Below are 21,393 nucleotides of genomic sequence, written 5' to 3' on the forward strand. Positions count from 1 at the left end.
ATGAAACGAAAAAGATATGTTTTATTATACAAATCTTATTTAATTGGCTGTTTTTTTCTTTTTTTAGCTGTACTAATTGTTTTTAATCTGATTCAGATTCAACATTCTTCAGCTAAATATAAAAAATCCTTGATAGAAAAAACAATTCGAACTAATTTGATTAAGGCAAAACGTGGAAATATTTATGCAGAAGATAATAGTCTTTTGGCTATGTCTATCATAAAATATGATATCCATATTGATTTCAGATCAATATCTGAACAATTATTTAAAAAAAATATCAATTCCTTATCCAATTCCTTGGAATCTTTTTTTAAAAAACCAAGATCGTTTTTTTATCAAAAATTGCAATACGAGAAAAAAAAGGAAAATAGATATTTTTTATTAGTAAAAAATTTAGATTATCCTCATTTTAAAACATTACGAAATTTTCCTATTTTCAATAAAGGAAAAATAAAAGGAGGTTTTATAGTGGAAAAAAAAGTATGTAGAATTCATACATTAGAAAATATTGGAAAAAGAACATTAGGATACGATGATCATAGAGGAAAAGCGGGAATAGAAGGAGGCTTCAGTCAATATCTTACTGGTAAAGATGGAAAAAGATTAGAACAACGTATTAGTTCTCAAATGTGGAAACCATTAAATTGTGAAAATGAAATTGAGCCAGAAGATGGAAAAGATGTCTATTCAACCATAAATATATATTTACAAGATATAGCTTATCATGCCTTACAAAAAGAGTTATCTATTTCTCATGCTGATCATGGATGTGTAATTATTATGGAAGTTAAAAGTGGAAAAATCATGGCTATGATTAATTTGGAAAAAACGAAAAAAAATACTTATGAAGATTTAAGAAATTTTTCTGTGTGGGAAGGAAGTGAACCAGGATCAACTTTTAAAACTATGGCTATTCTTGCTGCTTTAGAAGACAAAAAAATAGATATTAACATGATAGTGAATACTAAAGGTGGAGTTCTTAAATTAAGAGGAAAACAAATAAGAGATAGCCACTATATAGGAGGAAATGGAGAAATGAATCCTCAACAAATTTTGGAACATTCTTCAAATGTTGGAATAGCTAAAATTATTTATGATAAATATAAAGAAGATCCAAAACAATTTATAGGACATTTATCTAAGTGGAAATTAGATGAAAAAATAGGAATTGAGATTCCAGGAGAAAGTAAACCATTGATCCCTAAGCCTGGAGAATCAAATTGGAATAGTATCACATTGCCGTGGATGACTTTTGGTTATAACATAAAATTAACACCTTTACAAATTCTTACTTTTTATAACGCTATCGCAAATAAAGGAAAAATGATTAAACCTATCTTTATTAAGGAAATAAAATTTCATGGAAAAATTATAAAAAAATACAAAACTCCTGTTGTTATAAATCCTTCTATTGCAGAAAAAAAATCTTTAGAAAAAATTCAAAATATGTTGGAAGGAGTTGTAAAAAATGGAACTGCTAAAAAATATTATCATCCAGAATATCCATATGCGGGAAAAACAGGAACTACACAACTAAATTATTGGATAAAAGGAAAACCTTTAACTTATAATAGTTCTTTCGTAGGTTATTTTCCAGCTAATAATCCAAAATATTCTTGTATTGTAGTTATTTCTAAGCCCAAAAAAGGATATTATGGTATAGAAGTAGCAGTTCCAGTATTTGATAATATAGCAAGATCCCTATATCCAAAAATAGTAAAAAGAAAAATGATCTATAAAAATAAAGGAAATATAGATTTTTTAAAAAAAATAAAAGAAAAAAAAGATAATTATTTTCAATTATTTTTTGACAGAGGGATTATGCCTAATATTGTTTCTGTTCCTGGAAAAGATATAATTCCTATATTAGAAAATAGGGGGTTAAAAATAAGATATCAAGGAATAGGAAAAGTGATTAGTCAATCTGTTAAACCAGGAAATGTACTGAAAAAAAATCAAGTTTTATTTTTGAGGCTAGAAGAATGAGAAAATACTTAGAAAACATTCTGAAAAATGTAAACTTTTTAAAAAAAATAGGATGTACTAGAAAATATATAGAAGGAATTTCTATAAATTCCGAAACAATTAATAAAAAAAATATAATGTTCGTAGCTATAAAAGGAAAAAGGACAGATGGACATCTATTTATTTTAAATGCAATAAAAAATGGAGCAACTTGCATTGTTTGTGAAAAATTGCCTTTTTTTAATCAATATAGAAAAAAAGTGGCCTTTATCCTTGTAAAAAATACCATGGAATCTTTGGGTGTTATTTCTTCCAATTTTTACAACCATCCTACAAAAAAAATCAAATTAGTAGGAATTACAGGAACTAATGGAAAAACATCCATTGCAACAATGCTTTATCATCTATTTTGTAAAATAGGAGAAAAAAGTACTCTAATTTCTACTATGGGAGTTAAAATTTTAACTAAAACAATTCCTACTAAGAATACAACTCCAAATATCGTAGATATTAATAAATATTTAGATTTTTCAATAAAAAAAGGATGTAAATATGCTTTTATGGAAGTTAGTTCACATGGAATTCACCAAAAAAGAATCGAAGGTTTATCGTTTACAGGTGGTGTATTTACTAATATTACACATGATCATTTGGATTATCATAAATCATTTAATAATTATCTATCAATTAAAAGATCTTTTTTTGAAAAATTTCTTCCTATAAATTCTTTTTCATTAATTAATTCTGATGATCCATATTCTCATCAAATTATAAAAAATACTTTATCAAAAACGTATTTTTACGGTTTAAACAAAAAATCTCATTACAAGATAAAAATTCTTAAAAAGAATTTTATTAAAAATAAATTACTAATTAATAAACATGAGATTTATACTTCTTTAATAGGAAAATTTAATGTATCTAACCTATTAGCTGTTTATTCTACAGCTCTTTTATTGGGTAAAAATAAAAAAGAAATTATACATAATATAAAAAATATACAACCTATAAAAGGACGTTTTGAGCAATTTTTATCCCGTTCGGGTATTCGTATCATTGTTGATTATGCTCATAATCCAGATGGAATAAAAAATCTATTAAATACTATTAAAGAAATCAAAGAAAAAAAAGAAAAATTAATCTGTGTTATAGGTTGTGGAGGAAATAGAGATAAGAAAAAACGTCCTATAATTGGAAAAATAGTTTATGAAATATGTGATATCTCTATTTTTACATCAGATAATCCTAGAGAAGAAAATCCGGAAAAAATATTAATAGATATGAATCAATTTGTTTCTTCCATTCAGAAAAAAAAAAAGATCATTTAACAATTGTAGATAGAAAAAAAGCAATTAAAACGGCAATTCAAATGGCAAATAGTAAAGATATTGTTGTTTTAGCAGGTAAAGGACATGAAAATTATCAAGAAATTAAGGGAATACGTTATCCTTTAGATGACATGAAAATAGCTAAAACATTATTGATTCATACTTAAATAGGGTTCCATGTTCTTTTTAAGAAGAATGTACTATGTTCCTTTTTTTACTCTTCCTCTATCTTTTAGAGCTGTAATAGTTTTTATTTTATCTCTGTTTATAGCCTTAGTCTTCAACAAAAAAATGATTTTTTGGAATCAAAAGAAAAAAAATATAGGGGAAGGAATACGGTATTTAGGACTTACTGGACAAAAAGAAAAAGAAGGAACTCCTACAATGGGAGGAGTTATTATAATAATTTCGACTTTAATTCCTACAATTTTTTTTTCAGATTTAAACAATATATATGTAATTATTATGATAGTTACTACATTATGGATAGGTTTTCTCGGTTTTTTAGACGATTATCTAAAAATAAAACATAATAATAAATATGGATTAAATGCTACATGTAAAATATTTGGTCAAATAATGTTAGGATTTTTTATCGGAATTATAATGTCTTTTAATAAGAGTATTACTCCCATTTCTAGAAACCAATTTCTTATAAACAACAAAAATTTATTTTTGGAAGAACATCGTTTCAAAACGAATTTTCCTTTTTTTGAAAAAAAATTTGATTATTCCTATATTTTAAGTTTTTGTCATAAAAAATGGAAAAAATATGCATGGATGATCTTTATTCCTATCGTCGTTTTTATTGTTACATTTTTATCAAATGGAGCTAACTTAACTGATGGACTTGATGGTCTAACAGGTGGAGTTTCTTATATTATTTTATCCACTTTGTCTTTAGTTATTTTTATCTCCAGCAATAAATTTTACTCTTATTATTTTCATTTGATATATATACCTCATATAGAAGAGGTTATAATATTTTCTTTTTCTTTTTTGGGTTCATTAATAGGTTTTCTTTGGTATAATATCTATCCAGCTCAAATATTTATGGGAGATACAGGTAGTTTAACTATTGGTGGAATAATTTCTGTTTTATCCATTTTAACTAGAATAGAATTATTTTTACCAATTTTATGTGGAATTTTTTTTTTAGAAAATTTTTCTGTTATAATACAGGTTTTATATTTTAAATTTTCTAAAAAAAAATATGGAATAGGAAAAAGAATTTTTCTAATGACACCTTTACATCATCATTTCCAAAAATTAGGATATCATGAGAATAAAATAGTGTGTCGTTTTTTCATTATACAAATGATACTATCTATCATCGTCTTGATTCTATTAATTATGTAATCATCATGAATAAAAAAAAATTAATTATTGTATTAGGGGGTGGAGAAAGTGGAGTTGGGGCTGCTTTATTAGCTAAAAAAAATGGGTTAAATGTATTTGTTTCTGATTCTGGATCAATTTTAAAAAAATATAAAAGAGTTTTATTAGATAATGGAATTTATTTTGAAGAAAAAGGGCATACAGAAAGTGTAATCTATAAAAAAGCGTCTTTAATCATAAAAAGTCCTGGAATATCTAGAAAAAAAAAACTGATAAATAAAATTAATTTATTTAAAATACCTATGATTTCTGAATTAGAATTTGGAAAAAAATATCTAAAGGATTCCTATATTATTAGCATAACAGGAAGTAATGGGAAAACAACAACAAGTTCTATTGTTTACAAAATTCTCAAAGAAGAAGGTTTACATGTAGGTCTTGCAGGAAATATTGGTAGTAGTTTTTCACGAAAAGCTATAAAAAAGAAAGATATTTATGTATTAGAAGTAAGCAGTTTTCAATTAGATGATTCTTCGAATTTCCGTTCAAATATTGCTGTATTATTAAATATAACAAGAGATCATTTGGATAGATATAATAATGATATAGAAAACTATATATCATCTAAATTCAAAATTGCTACTCATCAAAGAAAAGAAGATATTTTCATCTATAATTATGATAGTCATCTTATCAGAAAAGGATTGAAAAATCATATAATATTATCCAAATGTTTTCCATTTTCTATTCGTAAAAAGTTAAATGTAGGGGCATATATTATGGATGATATTATTTTTTTTAGAGAAAAAGGAAAAAAAGAAAAAATGATTATGAATATAAAAAAAATTCCTTTAAAAGGAGATCATAATCTATATAATATTATCGCCTCAATTTTGATATCCTGTCTTTTATATGTAAAAAAATATACCATTCAACGTTCTGTCTTAGAATTCAAAACTTTAGAACATAGAATGGAGAAAGTTTTAAATATTAATGGTGTACAATTTATTAATGATTCTAAAGCTACTAATGTAAATTCCGTTTTTTATGCATTAAAAAGTGTTAAATCACCTATCATATGGATTGCAGGTGGAAAAGATAAAGGAAATGATTATAGAGAACTTGTTCCTATGGTGAAAAAAAAAGTCAAATCTATCATTTTTTTAGGAAAAAAAAATGAGAAATTTATATTTTTTTTTCAAAAAATTATAAATATTATTTTGAAAACGGAAAGCATTCAAGAAGCGGTTCGTATGGCTTATATATTATCTAATTATGGAGATAATATACTTTTATCTCCTGCATGTTCCAGTTTAGATCTTTTTCAAGATTATAAAGAAAGAGGTCTTAAATTTAAACAAGAAGTAATAAAACTTTTTTATGAAAAAAATAGATATATCTAAATATATCAAAGGAGATAAATATTTATGGGCTTTCATTACGTTATTAGCTATATTTTCTTTTTTACCTGTATACTCTGCAAGTACTAATTTAGTTAGTACGTATGGAGGGTCTAACACAGTATTTAGTTATTTATTTAAACATACAATTTTTTTGATGGTTGGTTTTTGCATTCTTTTTTTCACTCAGTTTATAGATTATAAATACATTTATAGAATCTCTATATTTTCGATTCCTATTGTCTTAATTTTGTTGATATTTACAATTATTCAAGGAAAAGAATTAGATGGAGTAAACGCTTCTCGTTGGTTACATGTTCCTATTATTAATATATCTTTTCAAACTTCTAACCTTGCTGGGTTTGTTCTTTTTATTTATTGTGCTAGATTTTTAGCTAAAAGAAGAAAAGAAAAAAAGAACTTTTCTAATTCTTTTTTTACTTTAATTATTCCGATATTCTTTATTATAGGACTGATATTTCCATCTAACGGTTCTACTGCAGTTATTCTTTTTTTTTCAGTTCTTATCATACTTTTCATAGGTGGATATTCATTTATAGGTATTATAGAAATATTATTCATGGGTTTTTTAGCTGCAGGAGTATATGTTTACTATGTTATAAAATTGGGAGATAAAAATCCAATGAACAGAGTTTATACATGGAAAAATCGTATAGAAAATTTTATGTATCATGATACTGAAGAAAGTTATCAGATGAAACAATCTAAAACAGCTATTATTTTAGGTAATAAATTTGGACGTGGACCTGGAAAAAGTGTTTTAAAAGCTTTTCTTCCACAATCTTCTTCAGATTTTATTTATGCTATTATTATAGAAGAATACGGTTTGTTTGGAGGTATTATTCTGTTATTTGTTTATCTTCTAATCTTTTTTAGAGTCATGATTATCTCCACTAAAATACAAAACTATTTTTGTTCTTTATTGGTTCTTTCTTTAGGTATCCCTATTATTAATCAAGCACTCATTAATATGGGAATTTCTGTAGGTTTATTTCCTATTACAGGCCAACCTTTACCTCTTATTAGTGCTGGTGGAACCTCTATGTGGATTACATTTTTTAGTTTTGGAATTATACTGAGTGTTAGTAGAATGATCTATAATTATCCTAATAAAGAAAAACAAATTCATCATGAATAAGATTTCGCCTAGAATAATTATTGGAAGTGGTGGAACTGGTGGTCATATTTATACAGGCTTAGCTATAGCAGATGAACTGAAAAAAAAAATTCCAAAAGTCAATATTTTATTTATCGGATCTAAAAATCACATGGAAATGCAAGAAATACCTAAGTTAGGATATAAAATTGAGAGTATTTATATTTCAGGTGGAAAAAATAAATTTTTTTCCATGAGATTTTTTATTTTAACTATGGAATTAATATACAGCTACTTTTTGGTAAAGAAAATTTTGGATAAATTCTCTCCTGATTTAGTAATTGGAACTGGTGGATATGTTAGCTTTCCAACTTTATATGTTGCAGGAAGAAGAAAAATACCTATTTTACTTCAAGAACAAAATTCTTTTCCTGGATGTACAAATAGAATATTTTCTCGTTATGCTAAAAAAATATGTATTTCTTATGAAGAAGCAAATAAATATTTTCCAAAAGAGAAAACTGTAATAACGGGAAATCCTGTTAGATCTGTAATTTTAGAAAATTTTCCTAGTAAAGATAAAGCATGTAATCATTTAGGTTTAAATATTCATAAACCTATTATTTTATCTTTAGGAGGAAGTCAAGGATCTAATAAAATTAATCAAACATGGATGAAAGGATTAAAAAAACTAATTCATCTGGATATTCAATTGATTTGGCAGGTAGGAAAAAAAGATATTCATGAATTGAGAAAAAATATGATTTCTCATCATAAAAATTTTGTTTTGATGAATTATATTGAAAATATATCTGTATGTTATGCGGCTGCAGACATTATTGTATCTAGAGCAGGTGCTTTAACTATATCTGAAATATGTTTAATAGGAAAACCTTGCATATTGATACCTTATCCTTGGTCATCTGATGACCACCAAAATAAAAATGCTAAAATAATGAAAGAAAAAAAAGCAGCATTGATCATTAAAAATGATGAAATAGAAAATAAATTAGTAGATACTACTATACAATTGCTTAATGATTCTAAAAGAAAAAAAATAATTAGTACAAATAATCTACGATTAGGAAAACCTAATGCAACAAAAGATATTATAAACGAGATATTACAGATTATTTAACATTTATATATATGTATATGTATGAATCTAAATGAAATGAGATTTTGTTATTTTATAGGAATAGGAGGGATGGGGATGAGCTCATTAGCCCTATATTTTCATTATCTTGGAAAAACAGTTTCTGGTTATGATAAGAATCGAACTATTTTAACAAGGAAATTAGAAAAAAATGGAATTTTAATAAATTATCATGATCATATAAACATTTTACCTAAATGGATCCATTCCGAAAAATGTTTAATCGTTTATACTCCAGCAATTCCAGATAACCATAAACAATGGAATTTTTTAAAAAAATATGGAAAGAATATAAAAAAAAGATCTCAAGTATTAGCTTTAATTACAAAAAATAAAATTTGTATAGCTATAGGAGGAACTCATGGAAAAACAACGACTTGTATATTATTAGGGCATATCTTGTATAATACTGGAAAAAAGATTACTGCTTTTTTAGGTGGTATTTCTGAAAATTATAAATCTAATCTTATTTTGAATGGTAAAGAACTCTTTTTAGTAGAGGCTGATGAATTTGACCAATCTTTTTTATATTTATCTCCGAATATAGCATGTATTACATCTTTAGATCAAGATCATGTGGATACTTATCCGGAAAAGAATACTTTGATAAAGGCATATATAAATTTTTCTAAACAAATAAAAAATCCGCATAAAAAATTATTTATTAATATTAATAAAAAAGAAATTTTTACGAATAAAAATTCTATTATTTCTTATTCAGTAGGAAAAATAGGAGGAAATTATTATTCTAATCTTGTTTATATGAAAGGAAATAAATGGTTTTTTGATTTTCATACCCCAAAAGAAACATGGAAATCTCTTCCATTGCCTATTCCAGGATTTCATAATTTAAAAAATATAACGGCGGCATTGTCTATATCTGATTATTTGAAAATAAGTAGTGAAGAGGTTAGAAAAGCTCTATTTTTATTTAAGGGAATTTACAGAAGATATACCATTCATTTTCAATCTATGAAAAAAATATATATAGATGATTATGCTCATCATCCTACAGAAATAAATGAACTAATTGTAACTATTAGAAAATCTTTTCCATGTAAGAAAATATTGGGAATTTTTCAACCTCATTTATTTAGTAGAACTAAATTTTTTGAAAAAGATTTTGCTAAAAGTTTAGAAAAACTAGATTGTTTAATTTTGTTAGATATTTATCCAGCTAGAGAATTTCCTATGTGTGGAGTTACTTCTAATAAATTATTAGATATAATTAAAATGAATTATAAAAACAAAGAGGTATCTACTTTATCAAAAGTTTTAGAAAAAATAAAGAAAAAAAATTTTGACATTTTACTTACAATAGGAGCAGGAAATATTGATACGTTAATTATACCTATTAAAAAATGGTTAGAAAATATGGATGAATGAAAAAAAAAATATCCTATATTCTTATTATATATATGATTTTTATGATATTCTTGTTTTTTTTTTCTAAAAAAACACATCAAAATAGAACTTTAGAAAAAGTTAATGTTATCATAGTAAACTCATCATCTAATGATGGTTTTATAAATGAAAAAACTATTAAAAAAATTCTATTTCCTAGGTATAAAATAGAAAATTTTAAAAAAAAAATCGGTCAATTATGTATATTAAACATGGAAAAAAAATTAAATAATTACCCTTTTATAAAAAAATCTGAAGTTTTTCTTAGTGTAGATGGGACTCTACATATTAAAATTTGGACAAAAAAACCTATTTTAAGAATAAAAAATGGAAAAGATGAATACTATCTTACTAATGAAGGGGAAAATTTAGAGCTTTCTTCTCTCTACTCCTCAAATGTTATTTTGGCAACAGGATATTTTTCAAAAGAAGAAAGAAAATATCTATCTAATTTGGTTCAAATTATAAATTCTGATGAAATTTTAAAAGAGCAAATAATTAGTATTAAAAAAACCGTTTCTGACTTGTTTTTACTAATACCAAAAGTAGGAAATCATCGTATTATATTAGGAAATATCAAAAATTTTAAAAGTAAATTGAATAAATTAAAGGCTTTTTATACGCAGTATCTCAATGTAATAGATATAAAAAAATATGAAAGTATTGATTTACAATATAAGGACCAAGTAGTTGCGAAAAAAAGATAAATTTATGGAATATCAAGATATAGCTATAGGTCTTGACGTGGGGACCACAAAGATTGTAGCTATGGTAGGAAGGAAAAATGAATATAATAAAATAGAAATTTTAGGTATAGGAAGATCTAAAAGTATAGGCGTTCATAGAGGTGTCGTAAATAATATAACTCAAACTATAGATGCTATAAGGGAAGCTGTGTCTGAAGCTGAAAATAGTTCTGGATTAAAAATTAAAGAAGTTATTGTCGGAATTGCAGGACAGCATATTAGAAGCCTACAACATAATGATAACATAACTAGATTAGATTTTGAAAATGTTATAAATAAATCAGATATACAAAGATTAATAGACCAAGTTCATAAATTAATTATGCTTCCTGGAGAAGAAATTATACATGTTCTTCCACAAGAATATAAGGTAGATAGCCAAGCTGAGATAAAAGAACCTATAGGCATGTATGGATGTCGTTTAGAAGCTAATTTTCATGTAGTTGTAGGACAAATTTCTTCTATTAGAAACATTGGTAGATGTGTAAAAGCTGCAGGGTTAAATTTATCTGGAATGAGTTTGGAACCTTTAGCTTCTGCAGAAGCGGTATTGAATATGGAAGAAAGAGAAGCAGGAGTTGCTTTAGTAGATATAGGTGGTGGAACTACAGATATTGCCATATTTAAAGATAACATTATTCGTCATACAGCTGTTATTCCCTTTGGAGGAAATATGATAACAGAAAATATAAAAACGGATTGTTTAATTATAGAAAGACAAGCAGAATTATTAAAAATAAAATTTGGATCTGCATGGCCCGGAGAAAATAAAGAAACAGAAATTGTTTGTATTCCAGGATTAAGAGGTCGTGAACCTAAAGAGATTTCATTAAAACGTCTTTCTAAGATCATTCATACCAGGGTGTTTGAAATTTTAGAGCAAGTAAATATAGAAATCAAAAATTATGGAAATGAGGAACAAAAAAAACGACTTATAGCAGGAATAGTGATGACAGGTGGAGGTTCTCAATTAAAACATATTCGTCATTTGACGGAATATATTACTGGAATGGACGTCCGTATAGGTTATTCTAATGAACATATTTCAGGTGGAGAAAACGGAATGATCAGTAATCCAGAATATGCGACATCTATAGGTCTAGTTATAAAAGGGCTAGAAGATAAAGAAAAATATGTTTGTCCAAAAAAAGATATGAATCATTCTTATGATTTTTTATCTAAAAAAATCAATGATAGGGATCCTAAATTCAATAAAAACGAAGATATGTTTTTAACAAAAAATAAAAAAAGAAAATCTAAATCTTTTTTTGAAATATGGGCAGATAAATTCCGTAAAATACTGAATGATACAGAATAAAAAACAATGAAAAAAGCAAATTTTATACAAAAAAAAGAAAACATTCCATTTGGAATATCTAAAAATCGTTCAGCAGCTATAAAAGTTATTGGTGTAGGAGGAGGGGGGAGCAACGCTTTAAGTCATATGTTTGAACAAGGAATCACTGGTGTAGATTTTATAGTTTGTAATACAGATGCACAAGCATTAAATAACAATCCAGTTCCAATAAAAATTCAATTAGGAGCTTCCATTACAGAAGGATTAGGTGCTGGAGCAGATCCAGAAATAGGAGAAAAAGCAGCTTTAGAAAGTTTAGAAGAAATTAAAAGTATATTAGATTCTAATACAAAAATGGCTTTTATTACAGCTGGTATGGGTGGAGGAACAGGAACAGGAGCCGCTCCAATTATCGCAGGTATTTCTAAAGAAAAAGGAATTTTAACTGTAGGAATAGTAACCATTCCTTTTCATTTTGAAGGAAAAATGAGGTTACAACAAGCTCAAAAAGGAATAGAATCTTTGAGGAAAAATGTGGATTCACTCATTGTTATTAACAATGATAAATTAAGAGAGTTATATGGAAATCTTGGATTTAAAGCAGGCTTTTCAAAAGCAGATGAAGTTCTTACTACTGCAGCTAAAGGAATAGCAGAAGTTATTACTCACCATTATAAACAAAATATTGATTTAAGAGATACAAGAACTGTTCTGAAAGAAAGTGGAACGGCTGTAATGGGTTCTGCTGTTTCTGTTGGGGAAAACAGAGCAAAAGAAGCTGTAGTTCAAGCTTTAGATTCTCCATTGCTTAATGATAATAAAATAACGGGAGCAAAAAATGTTCTTCTGCTTATTGTTTCAGGAAAAATTGAAATTACTATAGATGAAATAGGAGTCATCAGCGATTATATACAATCGGAAGCCGGAAATAATGCTAATATTATTATGGGATTAGGAGAAGATGAAGGATTAGAAGAAAGCATTTCAGTTACTATAGTAGCAACAGGATTTCCTACTGAAATTCAAAGAGTTATTAATCATGAAGAAAAAAAAATATTTCATAGGTTAGAAGAACCTTATAGGTTATCAAAAATAGAAAGGATTCATTCATATTCTAAAAAAAAAAGAATGGATCCTTTTTCATCAAATGAATCAAAAATTACTAATAAAAAGAACTTTTCTTTCAATAAAAAGAAAAATTTATTGCATAAAAGTATAAATCATACATCTAATTCTTCAGTTGAAAAAAGATACATGTTAGAAGAGGATTTTGATCTTCCTATTATTCATAAAGATAAAAGAAATATAAAGGATAATAAGAAGGAAAATGATAATATTCATGATTTTTAAAGGATCATAAAAAAGTATGGAACGTTTTAGTATTCCAAAGGGAACCAGAGATTTTTCAACTACAGAAATCAATAAAAGAAATTATTTAATTCAAATTATTCAAAAAGAATTTGAATTATTTGGTTTTTTTCCAATAGAAACTCCTTCTTTTGAAAATATTTCCACTCTGTTAGGTAAATATGGAAAAGAAGGAGAACACTTAATGTTCAAGATTCTTCATTCAGGTATTTCTTTAAAAAAAGAAAAAGATACTAGTTTTATTATTAGATCATTATTAATGAATAAGATATATAATAAAGCTCTTAGATATGATTTAACAGTTCCCTTTGTTCGTTATGTAGCTATGCATAGAAATGAAATTTCTTTTCCTTTTAAAAAATATCAAATACAACCAGTATGGCGTGCAGAAAAACCACAGAAAGGAAGGTTTAGAGAATTTTATCAATGTGACGCAGATATTATTGGATCATCTTCCTTATCTCTATGGACAGAAATTGAATTTATTCAACTTTGTGAAAAAATATTTACAAAACTAAATTTACCAATAATTATAAATATTAATCATAGGGATATTTTAGGAGGTTTGGCAGAGATTTCAGGGATAGAAAATGACTTATGGAAAAATTTTACGACATCTTTAGATAAATGGGACAAAAAAGGAAAACATGTAGTAAAAAAAGAAATGTTACAAAAAGGTATATCCTTAAAATCTTTTGAAAAAATAGAAATGTATTTAGATATAAAAGGTGATTTTGTAGAGAAAAAAAAATATATAAACACTGCTTTTCAATATTCAAAAAAAGGAAAAAATGGATTAAAAGATCTTAATTTCATTTTTCATCAAATAAAAAATTTTTCTTTAAAACAGATAAAATTAGAATGGAATATTACTTTAGCTAGAGGACTGAATTATTATACAGGAACAATATTTGAAATATTACCACGCATTGGTTACAATGATTTTTCAAAAAATTCTATTGGAGGAGGAGGAAGATATGATCAACTAGCTAGTTGTTTTGGAATGAAAAATATTTCTGGTATAGGAGTTTCTTTTGGTTTAGATAGAATATATTTAGTTATGGAAAAAGAAAATTTATTCAAAAAAAATTTTTCTGAAATATCTTCAAGAGTATTGTTTATTAATTTTGGAAATGAAGAAGTTTTATATGCGTATAATATGATTAATTTTTTGAGAAAAAAAGGAATATCCACTCAATTATATCCTGATGCTGTAAAAATAAATAAACAGTTTAGATATGCTAACAAAAACAATATACCATTTGTTATTAGTATAGGAAAAAACGAAATAGAAAACAATAAAATACGAGTAAAAAATATAAAAGAAGGAATAGAAATAGAATATAATAACATCTATGAAATTGCTCATCAATTACTGAGTTTTGTTTCTTAATTATCTTCTTTGTCTATAATATAAACTAAATAATGATCATCTATTTTTCTGTAAAAAGCAGAAAATCTCTTACTATAGTTTTTTTTTATAATCCAACAGGATATAATCCTACAAGAATCTTCTTTTGTTAAGACAAATGGAGAAACTTTATAATTATCTATAAAACTTGATGAAAGACCTCCTTCTAATTTATATAAACTTTCTTTTATCCCCCATATAATATGAAGATAATCTATTTCATTTTTTCTATCTACAAAAAAAGATTCATCTTCTCTAAGAAATCTTTCCTTTATTTTTATGATTTTTTTATCTTTTCGTAATTTCTCTATATCTATACCTATATGATAATAACTAATAGCTATCGCTATTTTTTCAAACGAATGACTAAAAGAAATATTAAACCTTTCTCTAGGAAAAAGAAAAGGTTTTCTCTTTTTATTATAGAAAATATTTTTATTTATTCCCATATATCTTAGCGCATAACGTACTCCTAAAAATTCTGTTTTACGTTTTTCTGATAAAGAGAAAAAAATTCTCCTTTCTTTTTTGGAAAGAAGAATAAAGGGATCCAAAAATATAACATTTGAATTATCCCATTTAAAAACTATAATTTTCGTATGAAAATGACAAAATTGATTAAAAATTAACATATTTATTTTTTTTGTACTATTGTGAAAATAAAAAAAATCAATAGCCTATTTTTTCTATATGATACAAAAGATAAAAAAAGCATTAGAAAATGTTTTTATTGATAATAAAAATATTATTCAATCTGGAATGGTTAAGAATATAGATCTTTTAGAAGATGAAATAATAATACACATAAGCTTATCAAATCCAACTATGCATGCAAAGAAAAAATTAGAAAGAGATATATCTAAAATAATCATAGAACAAAATGTTAATAAAAAAATACGAATAAAAACAACATTAGATACTCTTGTTGGAAAGAGTAAAAAAGAAGAAATAAGAAATATAATAGCCGTTGCTTCAGGAAAAGGAGGAGTAGGAAAGTCTACTATATCTACTAATATCTCCGTTTCTTTAGTAAATATGGGATATCGTGTAGGTTTGTTTGACGCCGATATTTATGGGCCTTCTATTCCTTTAATGTTTAACATAATAGAAGATAAAGTTCAATCTTCCATTATTCATCATAAAAATGGAACTTATGTAATGAAACCTATCACTAGTTATGGAGTAAAGATTCTATCTATAGGTTTTTTCTCCAAATCTGGACAAGCTATTGCTTGGAGAGGACCAATGGCTACTAAAGCATTAAGACAATTAATCAATGAAACAGATTGGGGTATTTTAGATTTTTTAATTATAGATCTTCCACCAGGAACTGGTGATATCCATTTATCCATTTTGCAAGAATTTTCATTAAAAGGAATAGTCTTGGTAAGCACTCCCCAAAAAATTTCTTTATCAGATGTTCATAGGTCTGTGGGAATGTTACGTCTGAAATCAGTCTTAGTTCCAATACTTGGAATTATAGAAAATATGTCTTTTTTTGTCAAAAAAAAAGAAAAATTCTATTTGTTTGGTAAAGATGGAGTGAAAAAATTTTCCAAGAGAATGAATATTGATTTCCTTGGAGAGATTCCTTTAATACAAGAAATACGGGAATCTTCCGATTTAGGAATTCCTATTGTTTTAAAAAACCGTACAATCAGAAAAATTTTTGTAAAAATAACGAATAATATAATGAATAATTTATAATAAAAAATAACAAAATAAAATAAATATGAGTATATATGTTAAGTAGATTTAATAAATTCTTTTAAAATGAGTGTTAAAAGAGGAATTGTTTTTTCCGTATTTTTAGATTCATATTTTTCAGATAATTCTATTATAATAGATATAGAAAAAACTTGTAAATCTATACATCTTGCTGTAATTACATCTGATATAATATGATTCATACCAATACTATCTCCACCTATTGATCTTATCATTGCATATTCAGAATGAGTATTATAATGTGAATAAGGAATAGAAACATACACTCCCTTTTGTATCATGATGTTATGATTCATGGCTATACTTTCTGCTAATTCAAGCATTTTTTGATCATAATAAGGATCCATGTATAAAAAATTCTTTCTTTTCAGAAGAAATTCTTTCATTTGTGTACTTTCTGGAAAAAAATTAATGTGATCTTTAACAAACATGATGTCTCCTTTTTTATAGTTAGGATTTACACCTATAGAAGTATTAATTAATATTAATTTATTTACACCGATATTTTTACAAACAAGAATAGGAAAGCTTTTGTTTTCTTCTTTGTAGCAGTAAGATAGAGGTTCTATTAAGAATACTACTTTTTTTCCTTCTATGTCTCCAAAAATAAATTTTCCACATGTTCTCATAAAACTTGGTATTTCTTCATAAGAAAGACATATAGGATTTTTAATTTCTTTTATCAATTGAGAAAATTGATTTTCTAAAATAATTATTCCAAATTCTGGTTTTTCTTGTATTTTTTCTTGTATATATTTTGTTGATTTTTCTTCTGAAGTCATTGAAAATAAAATTATTTGATCGAATACTATTTCTTATTTCTGTAGAAAGATAAATAAAATAAAGAAAACCATTATATTTATTTGTTTTTTGGATAGTATAATACTATTATTGGATAATATTTACTTCTCGTGATAATAGAATTCCCAATTTATTTTTTATTTTTTTAGTTATTTCTTCTGAAAAAGAATATATATCTATTCCTCTAGCTTTTCCATAGTTTACTAAAACAATAGGAAGTTTTTCATATATTCCAACATTTCCCTTTTTTTTACCTTTCCATCCTATTGATTCAATCAAGGAACTGGCAGATAATTTTACTTTATTTGTTTTTTTATTATTATCAATAATAGAATAACCCGTAATATTTGGATATTTAGATCTTATATTAATAAAATCAATCATTTCTACGATTGGATTCATAAAGAAACTACCAGCATTTCCTATTTTTTTTGGATTTGGGAGTTTTCTTTTTCTAATATTCATAATAGCTATACTTAAATCATAAATGGTTGGTTTCTTTATTTTCATATTTTTTAATTCCTCTTTCATTTCGTAAGAAATATTTAGTTTGTGATTTTTTTTTTTAACAAAAAGGATACAGATAAAATCAAAAAATTATTTTTTACATGTGTTTGTTTAAAAAAAGAATGACGATATTCTAATTTACATTCTTCCTTTGTAAAGATTCTTATTTGTCCATTATTTGTATCATAAACTTGAACTTCCAGTAAAGTATCTTTTACTTCTGATCCATATGCTCCAATATTTTGTATAGGTGAAGCTCCTACAGTTCCAGGAATAAATGATAAATTCTCTAATCCGCTAAATCCTTTTTTTATAGTCCAAATAACAAATTTTTCCCAATTTTCTCCAGAAAATGCTTTTACTATTACTTGAGAATCATATTCTTTCATCACTATTATTCCTTTAAATCCAATTTTCATTACAATTCCATTGTAATAATTTCTTAAAAAAAGGACATTACTCCCATTTCCTAATGGAAGTTTTGGAATGTATGGATATTTATAGTAAATTTTTTGTATTTCTTCTATTTTTTTTACATTAATAAAATAATTTGCTTGTACATTTACTCCAAATGTGTTAAAATTCTTCAGAGAAAAATTTCTTTTAAAATTTAACATAGATAAAAAATATTGTCAATAACAATTTTGTACTTAAGTATTGTTATGATTAAATTTATTATTCTAAATATAAAATCGTTTTTTTTATTATGAAAAAAGGAGGAAGTTTTTTTTGGGGGGTTATTCTAGGTACTATGGCTGGTGTTATATTAGGTATTTTTTTAGCTCAAAAAAAAGAAAAAGAAGAAAAAATTAGAAATATACTAGGTAAAAAGACAGAAGAACTTAGAGATAATCTGCATAATATAAGTAAAAAAATAGGAAAAAAAGTGCATAAACTTAAATCTAAATTTGAGTCAAAGTGGAACAAAAATAAGATAGATAAAGCGGATAAAGTGGAAGAAGAATTGGGAACATAATTTCTTTATTCAAGGAATGTTCGTTTTCATAATAAATTTTTTCAATAGACAGTTGAATATTATCAAAAATAAAGCTATTAAAGTAGTCATTTCCGTAATGACAGAAATTATTATGAATTTCTTTTTTCTTATACTTTTCGTAATGATTTTTTTTATAGGTAGTATTTTTTTATCTTTTTTTTTATCTTATTATCTTGATAATTATGTTTTAGGGTTTGGAATTATCACTATTTTCTATTTTTTTCTTTTATTTTTTATTTTACTTTTTTGTAAAAAAATCATACGTTTTTTTATCAAAAAATTCATTTTTAAAAAATTTTTCCAAAATAAAGAAAAATGAAAAAATTAGAAATAATATATGGAATACATCCATTAATAGAAGCTATTATAGCTAAAAAAACGATTTTTAAATTATTTTTTAAAATAGGATGGAAAAAAAAATCCAATCATTATAAAAAATTAATTAATCTGTCTAAGAGAGAAAATATAGAAATTGATACTGTTAAAAACAGTAAATTTTATCATTTATTGAAAAATAAAAATCATCAAGGTGTTTTTGCTTATATCCATCCTATAACCACTTATTATATAAAAGATTTACTTCCTATATTATATGAAAAGGGGAAAAATCCACTTTTTATCATTTTAGATCGGATCACTGATGTAAGAAATTTTGGATCTATTATTCGTACTTCTGCATATGCAGGTGTAGATGCTATCATCATTCCGAAAAAATATACAGCTATGATTGGTTCTGATTCTGTAAAAACATCATCAGGGGCTTTGTTTAAAGTCCCAATATGTAAGGAGAAAAGTATCAAAACTGTTATAGAGTATTTAATAAAATCAGGATTAAAAATTGTTTCAGCTACTGAAAAATCAAATATTTATTTGTATGATATTAATTTTTCAGGTCCTACAGCTATCATATTAGGTAATGAATCAAATGGTATTTCTCCTAAATACTTGAAAATGACTTTTGAAAAAGCAAATATACCATCATCAATTAATAATGGGAAAGGAATAGATTCTTTAAATGTTTCTGTAGCTTGCGGAGTCTTTTTATATGAAGTTTTACGACAAAGAAAATTTATCACAACAAATCACTTTTGAATTGTTTTAGGAAACGAGTATCGTTCTCAAAATAAATTCGAATATCATCTATTTTATAAATAAGTAAAGCCAGACGTTCAATCCCTATACCGAAAGCAAATCCGGAATAAATATCTGGATCTATTTCTACATTTTCTAATACTTTAGGATCTATCATTCCACATCCCATTATCTCTAACCATCCTATATTTCTATTTTCAGAAATATCTACTTCTGCACTAGGTTCTGTAAATGGAAAATAAGAAGGACGGAATCTTATTTTTCTACTTATTCCAAATAAGGAAATGATTAAATAATGTATAGTTTGTTTTAAATCTGAAAAAGAAACTTTTTTGTCTATATAAAAAGCTTCCATTTGGTGAAACATGAAATAGGAACGAGAAGAAATAGTTTCATTTCTATATACTTTTCCTATGGAAAATACACGAAAAGGAGGACTATGTTTTTTCATATATCTTATTTGTACAGAAGAAGTATGTGTACGTAACAAAATATCTGGATTTTTATATAAAAAGAAAGTATCTTGCATATCCCTAGATGGATGATCTATAGGAATATTTAAAGCCGTAAAATTATGCCAATCATCTTCTATTTCAGGTCCTTCTACATAAGAAAAACCTATTTTTTTAAATAGGTTTGTAATTCTATTTTTTAGAATAGAAATAGGATGCAAAGATCCTATTTCTATGGATTTTCCTGGAATTGTAGGATCAAAATGGATGAAGTTATCATTTTTAATGAGTTTTTTGAAAGAATGCATATTGATCTTTTTTTGAATTTTCCTTTTAATTTCATTGATCTTTTTTCCATATATTTTTCTTTCTTGAATAGGATATTTTTTTAATTCTTTGAATAAGATCGTTAAAACACCCTGTTTTTTTCCTAGAAATTTTATCCGAAAGGATTCAATATCATCATATGTATATGCTTGAAAACATTCTATTTCCTTTTTTAGATTACTCAATTTTTTATCCATAGAAATATTAATATTTTTTAATATTATTCAATAATATTTTCTTCGTTCATATAACGTATAATAGCTTTTCTAATTAAAAATGATTGTTCCTCTATTTTTAAAAATGGAAGATTTTTTTTTAAAAGGTAATGAGGCCATCCTTCTTTATCCCTACCAATAAATGTATAATAACCAAAAGGTTCTAGAATTCTACATATTGCAATATGCAAAATATTTAATTTTTCTTCTCTTTTCAAAAAAAGATCTTTTATCAATCCTTTACCTAATTCTTGAATTCCTATAAGATATATGATTCCAATAGGATCAATTTTACCTTTTATATAAAAATGATTTCGTATATATAATATTACTTGATTCCAATTTTTTATATAGAATCGTTTTATAAATTCTTTTTTCATATTTTTTGAATAAAAAAAAGTTATTTGTAATGTATACCAATGATATTATTATTTTGTTTATAGTTTTTTATGGAGGATATAAAGGATATAAAAAAGGATTATTATCACAGTTATTTTTTTTCATGATATTCTTTATTTTTCTATACAAAGAAATAGAAATATTTCATGTTGTTTCAGAAATAATTTTAAAAAAATATAGAATAAAAGAACCATTGTTTACAGGTCTATCTATAATTATTTCATTTTTTTTTATAATTATCATATCTTTTTTTTTAAAAAAATTCATAGAATTGATTTTAAATATGATGTATTTAAATACACTTGATAAAATATTAGGTAGTCTATTAGGTTTTATTAAATA

Annotated in this window: 21 protein-coding genes and 1 pseudogene; 16 read left to right on the forward strand and 6 right to left on the reverse strand. The window is 25.2% G+C overall.

Annotation, left to right across the window (positions count from 1 at the left end; all coding sequences use genetic code 11):
* From H0H78_RS01200 to hisS, 12 genes are read left to right on the forward strand one after another with little or no spacing between them, the layout of a single operon-like run.
* Complete coding sequence (locus H0H78_RS01200) at positions 1 to 1,989, forward strand: penicillin-binding protein (protein ID WP_185851195.1); 1,989 nt, start codon at positions 1 to 3, stop codon at positions 1,987 to 1,989.
* On the forward strand, positions 1,986 to 3,296 hold the full coding sequence (locus H0H78_RS01205; protein WP_238783771.1) for a UDP-N-acetylmuramoyl-L-alanyl-D-glutamate--2,6-diaminopimelate ligase: 1,311 nt from the start codon (positions 1,986 to 1,988) through the stop codon (positions 3,294 to 3,296). Before H0H78_RS01200 ends, H0H78_RS01205 begins: the two co-directional genes overlap by 4 nt.
* 41 nt (positions 3,297 to 3,337) lie before the next feature.
* Positions 3,338 to 3,463 carry a hypothetical protein gene (locus tag H0H78_RS03035; protein WP_262886937.1) on the forward strand — a complete coding sequence of 42 codons (126 nt, stop codon included), beginning with the start codon at positions 3,338 to 3,340 and terminating at the stop codon, positions 3,461 to 3,463.
* Between the two features lie 10 nt (positions 3,464 to 3,473).
* The gene (gene mraY, locus H0H78_RS01210) at positions 3,474 to 4,655 is read left to right on the forward strand and encodes a phospho-N-acetylmuramoyl-pentapeptide-transferase (RefSeq protein WP_185851196.1); all 1,182 of its coding nucleotides are present in this window, start codon (positions 3,474 to 3,476) and stop codon (positions 4,653 to 4,655) included.
* Positions 4,656 to 4,660: 5 nt separating this feature from the next.
* Positions 4,661 to 6,037 (forward strand): UDP-N-acetylmuramoyl-L-alanine--D-glutamate ligase, encoded by a 1,377-nt coding sequence (gene murD / locus H0H78_RS01215; protein ID WP_185851265.1) that lies wholly within the window; start codon positions 4,661 to 4,663, stop codon positions 6,035 to 6,037.
* Positions 6,015 to 7,193 carry an FtsW/RodA/SpoVE family cell cycle protein gene (locus H0H78_RS01220; protein ID WP_185851197.1) on the forward strand — a complete coding sequence of 393 codons (1,179 nt, stop codon included), beginning with the start codon at positions 6,015 to 6,017 and terminating at the stop codon, positions 7,191 to 7,193. The genes murD and H0H78_RS01220 overlap by 23 nt, the downstream gene beginning before the upstream one ends.
* Positions 7,186 to 8,289 carry an undecaprenyldiphospho-muramoylpentapeptide beta-N-acetylglucosaminyltransferase gene (gene murG / locus H0H78_RS01225; protein WP_185851198.1) on the forward strand — a complete coding sequence of 368 codons (1,104 nt, stop codon included), beginning with the start codon at positions 7,186 to 7,188 and terminating at the stop codon, positions 8,287 to 8,289. The genes H0H78_RS01220 and murG overlap by 8 nt, the downstream gene beginning before the upstream one ends.
* A gap of 21 nt (positions 8,290 to 8,310) precedes the next feature.
* Entirely contained in the window at positions 8,311 to 9,693 is a 1,383-nt protein-coding gene (locus H0H78_RS01230) for a UDP-N-acetylmuramate--L-alanine ligase (protein ID WP_185851199.1), read from the forward strand.
* On the forward strand, positions 9,690 to 10,418 hold the full coding sequence (locus H0H78_RS01235) for a cell division protein FtsQ/DivIB (protein ID WP_185851200.1): 729 nt from the start codon (positions 9,690 to 9,692) through the stop codon (positions 10,416 to 10,418). The genes H0H78_RS01230 and H0H78_RS01235 overlap by 4 nt, the downstream gene beginning before the upstream one ends.
* 4 nt (positions 10,419 to 10,422) lie before the next feature.
* Entirely contained in the window at positions 10,423 to 11,775 is a 1,353-nt protein-coding gene (ftsA, locus tag H0H78_RS01240) for a cell division protein FtsA (protein ID WP_185851201.1), read from the forward strand.
* Between the two features lie 6 nt (positions 11,776 to 11,781).
* A complete protein-coding gene (gene ftsZ / locus H0H78_RS01245) occupies positions 11,782 to 13,104 on the forward strand; it encodes a cell division protein FtsZ (RefSeq protein ID WP_185851202.1) in 1,323 nt (440 codons plus the stop codon).
* A 16-nt stretch (positions 13,105 to 13,120) separates the two neighbouring features.
* Positions 13,121 to 14,515, forward strand: a complete 1,395-nt coding sequence (gene hisS / locus H0H78_RS01250) for a histidine--tRNA ligase (RefSeq protein ID WP_185851203.1) — start codon at positions 13,121 to 13,123, stop codon at positions 14,513 to 14,515.
* Here hisS and H0H78_RS01255 read toward each other — a convergent pair.
* On the reverse strand, positions 14,512 to 15,165 hold the full coding sequence (locus tag H0H78_RS01255) for a 4'-phosphopantetheinyl transferase family protein (protein ID WP_185851204.1): 654 nt from the start codon (positions 15,163 to 15,165) through the stop codon (positions 14,512 to 14,514). The genes hisS and H0H78_RS01255 overlap by 4 nt on opposite strands.
* A gap of 58 nt (positions 15,166 to 15,223) precedes the next feature.
* Between H0H78_RS01255 and H0H78_RS01260 the strand changes: the two genes are divergently transcribed.
* Positions 15,224 to 16,240: an Mrp/NBP35 family ATP-binding protein gene (locus H0H78_RS01260; RefSeq protein WP_185851205.1), complete on the forward strand. Its 1,017-nt coding sequence runs from the start codon at positions 15,224 to 15,226 to the stop codon at positions 16,238 to 16,240.
* A 38-nt stretch (positions 16,241 to 16,278) separates the two neighbouring features.
* On the opposite strand, the gene H0H78_RS01265 is transcribed toward H0H78_RS01260, so the two are convergent.
* From H0H78_RS01265 to H0H78_RS03010, 3 genes are all read right to left on the reverse strand, one after another.
* Entirely contained in the window at positions 16,279 to 17,043 is a 765-nt protein-coding gene (locus H0H78_RS01265) for a phosphorylase family protein (RefSeq protein WP_185851206.1), read from the reverse strand.
* A 106-nt stretch (positions 17,044 to 17,149) separates the two neighbouring features.
* Complete coding sequence (locus tag H0H78_RS03005) at positions 17,150 to 17,572, reverse strand: UDP-N-acetylmuramate dehydrogenase (protein ID WP_238783772.1); 423 nt, start codon at positions 17,570 to 17,572, stop codon at positions 17,150 to 17,152.
* A gap of 35 nt (positions 17,573 to 17,607) precedes the next feature.
* On the reverse strand, positions 17,608 to 18,186 hold the full coding sequence (locus H0H78_RS03010) for an FAD-binding protein (RefSeq protein WP_238783773.1): 579 nt from the start codon (positions 18,184 to 18,186) through the stop codon (positions 17,608 to 17,610).
* A gap of 89 nt (positions 18,187 to 18,275) precedes the next feature.
* Here H0H78_RS03010 and H0H78_RS01275 point away from each other — a divergent pair, with 89 nt between their 5' ends.
* Together H0H78_RS01275 and rlmB are read left to right on the forward strand one after the other, a co-directional pair.
* Complete coding sequence (locus H0H78_RS01275) at positions 18,276 to 18,545, forward strand: YtxH domain-containing protein (RefSeq protein ID WP_185851207.1); 270 nt, start codon at positions 18,276 to 18,278, stop codon at positions 18,543 to 18,545.
* Between the two features lie 336 nt (positions 18,546 to 18,881).
* Positions 18,882 to 19,658 (forward strand): 23S rRNA (guanosine(2251)-2'-O)-methyltransferase RlmB, encoded by a 777-nt coding sequence (gene rlmB / locus H0H78_RS01280; protein ID WP_185851208.1) that lies wholly within the window; start codon positions 18,882 to 18,884, stop codon positions 19,656 to 19,658.
* Here rlmB and pheS read toward each other — a convergent pair.
* Together pheS and H0H78_RS01290 are read right to left on the reverse strand one after the other, a co-directional pair.
* Positions 19,639 to 20,634 (reverse strand): phenylalanine--tRNA ligase subunit alpha, encoded by a 996-nt coding sequence (pheS, locus tag H0H78_RS01285; RefSeq protein ID WP_185851209.1) that lies wholly within the window; start codon positions 20,632 to 20,634, stop codon positions 19,639 to 19,641. The two genes, rlmB and pheS, sit on opposite strands and share 20 nt — an antisense overlap.
* 23 nt (positions 20,635 to 20,657) lie before the next feature.
* Positions 20,658 to 21,032, reverse strand: a complete 375-nt coding sequence (locus tag H0H78_RS01290; protein ID WP_185851210.1) for a hypothetical protein — start codon at positions 21,030 to 21,032, stop codon at positions 20,658 to 20,660.
* A gap of 29 nt (positions 21,033 to 21,061) precedes the next feature.
* Between H0H78_RS01290 and H0H78_RS03015 the strand changes: the two are divergent.
* Positions 21,062 to 21,376: pseudogene (locus H0H78_RS03015) on the forward strand (CvpA family protein); the annotation flags it as partial.
* Positions 21,377 to 21,393: the final 17 nt, after the last annotated feature.

This window comes from Blattabacterium cuenoti (genome assembly GCF_014251235.1).
Lineage (GTDB): Bacteria > Bacteroidota > Bacteroidia > Flavobacteriales > Blattabacteriaceae > Blattabacterium > Blattabacterium cuenoti_AF.

Excerpts from the sequence above, each read along its gene's own strand:
- H0H78_RS01260 (WP_185851205.1), top strand. The coding sequence starts at position 15,224 with ATGATACAAAAGATAAAAAAAGCATTAGAAAATGTTTTTATTGATAAT.
- H0H78_RS01205 (WP_238783771.1), top strand. The coding sequence starts at position 1,986 with ATGAGAAAATACTTAGAAAACATTCTGAAAAATGTAAACTTTTTAAAA.
- H0H78_RS03035 (WP_262886937.1), top strand. The coding sequence starts at position 3,338 with ATGGCAAATAGTAAAGATATTGTTGTTTTAGCAGGTAAAGGACATGAA.
- pheS (WP_185851209.1), bottom strand. The coding sequence starts at position 20,634 with ATGGATAAAAAATTGAGTAATCTAAAAAAGGAAATAGAATGTTTTCAA.
- H0H78_RS03005 (WP_238783772.1), bottom strand. The coding sequence starts at position 17,572 with ATGAAAATAAAGAAACCAACCATTTATGATTTAAGTATAGCTATTATG.
- ftsA (WP_185851201.1), top strand. The coding sequence starts at position 10,423 with ATGGAATATCAAGATATAGCTATAGGTCTTGACGTGGGGACCACAAAG.
- murD (WP_185851265.1), top strand. The coding sequence starts at position 4,661 with ATGAATAAAAAAAAATTAATTATTGTATTAGGGGGTGGAGAAAGTGGA.
- H0H78_RS01255 (WP_185851204.1), bottom strand. The coding sequence starts at position 15,165 with ATGTTAATTTTTAATCAATTTTGTCATTTTCATACGAAAATTATAGTT.
- murG (WP_185851198.1), top strand. The coding sequence starts at position 7,186 with ATGAATAAGATTTCGCCTAGAATAATTATTGGAAGTGGTGGAACTGGT.
- H0H78_RS03010 (WP_238783773.1), bottom strand. The coding sequence starts at position 18,186 with ATGTTAAATTTTAAAAGAAATTTTTCTCTGAAGAATTTTAACACATTT.
- H0H78_RS01290 (WP_185851210.1), bottom strand. The coding sequence starts at position 21,032 with ATGAAAAAAGAATTTATAAAACGATTCTATATAAAAAATTGGAATCAA.
- rlmB (WP_185851208.1), top strand. The coding sequence starts at position 18,882 with ATGAAAAAATTAGAAATAATATATGGAATACATCCATTAATAGAAGCT.
- H0H78_RS01230 (WP_185851199.1), top strand. The coding sequence starts at position 8,311 with ATGAATCTAAATGAAATGAGATTTTGTTATTTTATAGGAATAGGAGGG.
- H0H78_RS01220 (WP_185851197.1), top strand. The coding sequence starts at position 6,015 with ATGAAAAAAATAGATATATCTAAATATATCAAAGGAGATAAATATTTA.
- H0H78_RS01235 (WP_185851200.1), top strand. The coding sequence starts at position 9,690 with ATGAAAAAAAAAATATCCTATATTCTTATTATATATATGATTTTTATG.
- H0H78_RS01200 (WP_185851195.1), top strand. The coding sequence starts at position 1 with ATGAAACGAAAAAGATATGTTTTATTATACAAATCTTATTTAATTGGC.
- H0H78_RS01265 (WP_185851206.1), bottom strand. The coding sequence starts at position 17,043 with ATGACTTCAGAAGAAAAATCAACAAAATATATACAAGAAAAAATACAA.
- H0H78_RS01275 (WP_185851207.1), top strand. The coding sequence starts at position 18,276 with ATGAAAAAAGGAGGAAGTTTTTTTTGGGGGGTTATTCTAGGTACTATG.
- hisS (WP_185851203.1), top strand. The coding sequence starts at position 13,121 with ATGGAACGTTTTAGTATTCCAAAGGGAACCAGAGATTTTTCAACTACA.
- mraY (WP_185851196.1), top strand. The coding sequence starts at position 3,474 with ATGTTCTTTTTAAGAAGAATGTACTATGTTCCTTTTTTTACTCTTCCT.
- ftsZ (WP_185851202.1), top strand. The coding sequence starts at position 11,782 with ATGAAAAAAGCAAATTTTATACAAAAAAAAGAAAACATTCCATTTGGA.